Origin of the sequence: Arthrobacter sp. Bi26 (assembly GCF_918697925.1) — a bacterium.
Lineage (GTDB): Bacteria > Actinomycetota > Actinomycetes > Actinomycetales > Micrococcaceae > Arthrobacter.
Genome location: NZ_CAKKMF010000185.1, coordinates 1 through 3,166, shown reverse-complemented (window position 1 = coordinate 3,166; position 3,166 = coordinate 1). Strand labels below are relative to the sequence as shown.

The window sequence follows — 3,166 nt, the reverse complement described above, 5'->3', positions numbered from 1 at the left end:
CCTCAACGCCTGCCACGCCCGGCATCCTCACCGCTACCGAAACAAACCCACCGCACCACCCGCCCCGGCCCACGCCGGCATCAACCACAAAACCAACCAGCTGTCACAAACAGCTTGATTCATTCCGAACTTCCGGCGATCTGGCACGGTTCCGGCGACTTCGACGGCGGGGCGGGACGAGGCGGTTCGACGGCGGGGCGGCGGGAAGCCTCTAGGAGTAATACCGGCCCAGCGTCTCGGCCTTGAACTCGAAGAAGTTGCCGGCCTCGATGGCGAGCCGGGCGTCGTCCACCATCTTCACCACGAAGCGCTCGTTGTGGATCGAGATCAGGGTGGCCGAGACCATCTCCTTGGCCTTGAACAGGTGATGGATGTAGGCCCGCGAGTAGTTCAGGCAGGCGTAGCAGTCGCAGCCTTCCTGCAGCGGGCCGAAGTCGCGCTTGTACTTGGCGCCGGAGAGGTTGTACCGGCCGGTGGGGTGGTAGAACGCCGAGTTGCGGGCCACCCGGGTGGGGGAGACGCAGTCGAAGGTGTCCGCGCCGTTCTCAATGGCGGTGAAGATGTCGTCCGGTTCGGAAATGCCCAGCAGGTGCCGCGGCTTGTTCTCCGGCAGTTCCTCGTTGCACCAGCGCACGATCGTGCCGAGGTTCTCCTTCTCCAGCGCCCCGCCGATGCCGAAGCCGTCGAAGTTCATGGCGCCGAGGTCGCGGCAGGCCTTGCGGCGCAGGTCCTCGTACTGGGCACCCTGGATCACCCCAAACAGCGCCTGGTAGGGCTTGCCGGCGCGCTCGTTCGTGAGCCGGAAGTGCTCGGTGATGCACCGTTCGGCCCAGCGCCGGGTGCGTTCCAGCGACTCCTCCTGGTAGCCGCGCGAGTTCTGCAGCGTGGTGAGCTCGTCGAAGGCGAACATGATGTCCGCGCCGATCTGGTGCTGGACATTCATGGAGATCTCGGGGCTGAAGCGGTGCCGGTCGCCGTTGAGGTGGCTCTTGAACCACACGCCTTCCTCGTCCACGTGGGCCAGGCGTTCCTTGCCGGGGGCGACGGCGTCGTCCGGCCCTGAATTGTCCACCGACTTCATGTCGATGACCTTCTTGAACCCAGAGCCCAGGCTCATCACCTGGAAACCGCCGGAGTCCGTGAACGTGGGCCCGCGCCAGTTCATGAACGCGCCGAGGCCCCCGGCCTCGTCCAGGATGTCAGCGCCAGGCTGCAGGTACAGGTGGTATGCGTTGGCCAGCACGGCCTGTGCGCCGAGCTCGGCAATGGATTCCGGCAGCACGGATTTGACCGTGGCTTTGGTGCCGACGGCGATGAACGCCGGGGTCTGGATCTCCCCGTGCGGGGTGGCGATGGTGCCGGTCCGGCCCAAGAACTCACCGCCGTTGGTGGCAATCTGCCCGGCCGACGGCGGGCACGCCTCGCTCAGGCGTTTGCCCACGCGGAAGGAGAACTCGGACTGCCGGGCAGGCGCGGGGGGCACAGAAGCGAAGTCAGGATTGGCTGGCACGGTTCAAGTGTGCCAGCTAACGCTGCCCTTGCCTTAGTGGACGGGATCCGATGTGGGGTAGTTCTCAGCCCGCCACTTGTCCCAGTAATTACGGACCGCCTCCAGTTGGTGGGCCCCGAGGTCGTAGGTGGACACGATCGCGAGGGATCCGCCGTCGGGCCGGACGTCCTCGATGGCGGGCTGGTCCGCCACGATCAGCAGGCCGTCCCCGTGCTCGGCGTAGTGGTGGACCGTCAGGCCAACCTGATGGTTGCTGCGGAACCACACCTTGCCGGAGAGCTCCTCGCCTGTGGGCAGGGTGAGCGAATACGGGTCCCCGGGCGCCGGGACGTCGCTGAGCCCGAGTTTTTCTATCGCGGACCCGCCAGAGCCGGGCACGGAGAAGAAGAAGGTCCGGCGCTTGCCGTGCGGGTGCCGTTCCAGGGCGAAGCGCAACTGGTGGAGGAAGGTCAGCCAGCCCTGGGTGATGTCCTCGTCCCAGGCTGCCCACTCGGAATTGTGGTCGATCGCAGCCCGGGTGACGCTGACTTCCGTGCCCGTCGGGACAGGTTTCAACGTGAAGACGTCCCCGCCGTCGACCACCAAGGAGGTGTGGTCTGCGCCTTCGACCACATTGGGGCCGAAGTAGATTTCGTTGATTTCGGCCTCTTGGTCATCGGCCACCCAGCCGTGCCATTGGGCGATCTTGGCGGGTTCGCGCAGCATGGTCCAAACTTGCTGCGCGTCAGAATTAATCACAACGCTCAGATTGTTCGTCATGGGGTGAATCTACAACTCCCGGCACCCATCGGGTAGGGCCGAACGCTAAGCCCTATCGGGCAGGCCCCAACGCCAGGCCCCAACGCCAGGCCCCAACGCCAGGCCCCAACGGGGCAGGCCCAGCAGGACCACACAGGCCTCAGGCGCGGACTGATTCGAGCTCGTTGCCGATCCGGCGTTCCAGCTCAACGGTGCCAACCGTTTCGGAGCCGCCGTGCGCGCGCAGGAACAGGAGCGCCTCGAGCCGCAGCAGGCGCCATTCGCGTTCCGCATCCGGGTTCGCGTTGTCGATCGAGCGGAAGATTTCCTTGTCGTACAGGTTGGGCTCGTTGAGCGAGCGCTGGCGTACCTTGGCGTTGATCCTGGCCTTGAACGGGTCCGTTTCCATGGCCTCCGGCGCGCGGAGGAATTTCTCGTAGATCCCGGCGCGCTGGTCCTGCCCCAGCTGGCGGCAGATGTAGCTGGAGAGCGCCAGGGACGACTCCACGGAGGCCCAGCGGTCGGGGTTGCCGTCGAACGGCAGGACGTTGAGCAGGTCCGCGACCGCCAGGGCGTTGTCGGCGTCCTTGAGGGTGACGAAGAGCTCGTGCGCGAGGTCGCTGAGGTCCTTCAGGCAGCTCCCGGACTTGGTGTTGATGCCCTTGGCGAGCCGTTCACTGAGTAGGAGCACACCGACGGCGCCCGGATGGGCCTCGGCCGCGGCCTCCACGACAGACTCCGGCGTGCCTTCGAGGGCCGGGATGAGCGCCAGCTCCGCGTCGCTGGGACCGCTCACCGCGGGCGGGGCAACGGGCTGGGGAGGAACGACGACGGCGGCCGCCGTGTTGTCGGACTCCGTTGCGTCCCGCACTTCCTCTTCTGGTTCGGGGGAAGGGCCGGACGCCGGAAGTTCGGGGG

Annotated in this window: 3 protein-coding genes; all 3 read right to left on the bottom strand. The window is 66.4% G+C overall.

All coding sequences use genetic code 11. The annotated features are described in order from the left end of the window. Positions 1–211: 211 nt before the first annotated feature. Entirely contained in the window at positions 212–1,510 is a 1,299-nt protein-coding gene (gene tgt / locus LQV16_RS23275) for a tRNA guanosine(34) transglycosylase Tgt (RefSeq protein ID WP_229996196.1), read from the bottom strand. A gap of 33 nt (positions 1,511–1,543) precedes the next feature. Next, positions 1,544–2,269, bottom strand: a complete 726-nt coding sequence (locus LQV16_RS23270; RefSeq protein ID WP_229996195.1) for an SRPBCC domain-containing protein — start codon at positions 2,267–2,269, stop codon at positions 1,544–1,546. Positions 2,270–2,408: 139 nt separating this feature from the next. Next, on the bottom strand, positions 2,409–3,166 hold a 758-nt coding region (locus LQV16_RS23265), incomplete at its 5' end, for a DUF6707 family protein (protein WP_229996194.1).